Below are 532 nucleotides of genomic sequence, written 5' to 3'. Positions count from 1 at the left end.
GTTCATCATTGCCTCTGAGCGTCAGTTGATCAGCAGTTTCGACCGTTACTACCGCCGTACCAAAGAGATCGCGTCCTTTGCTGAGCAGTTACAAGCCGAGCACCAAGACGTACAAAGCTTTGACTATGGCATCGATGAAGCTGACAGTGAAGAAGTCACCGTTGTAAAGCTGGTTAATTCGATGTTTGAAGACGCGGTGCAAGTTGGTGCATCGGATATCCATATCGAACCAGACGATAAAGTCCTGCGTTTACGCCAGCGTGTCGACGGTGTGCTACATGAAACCATTCTGAACGAAGTGAACATCGCTTCTGCATTGGTATTACGCCTTAAGTTGATGGCGCACTTGGATATTTCTGAGAAGCGTCTGCCACAAGATGGTCGCTTCAACATCAAAGTTCGTGGTCAATCGATTGATATTCGTATGTCGACGTTACCGACTCAGTACGGTGAATCGGTCGTAATGCGTCTGCTTAACCAGTCGTCAGGCTTACGTCCATTAGAAGAATCGGGTTTACCGCCTGAGCTACTG

1 protein-coding gene is annotated in these 532 nt (G+C 48.1%); it reads left to right on the top strand.

Annotation, left to right across the window (positions count from 1 at the left end):
* Window positions 1-532 (top strand): GspE/PulE family protein (locus R7Q46_RS29955; RefSeq protein WP_318078690.1); only part of this gene is annotated, 532 nt, incomplete at both ends.

It is taken from the genome of Vibrio sp. 811 (assembly GCF_033339195.1).
The sequence above is the reverse complement of the archived record's forward strand: the minus strand, read 5'-3'. Positions and strand labels throughout refer to the sequence as shown.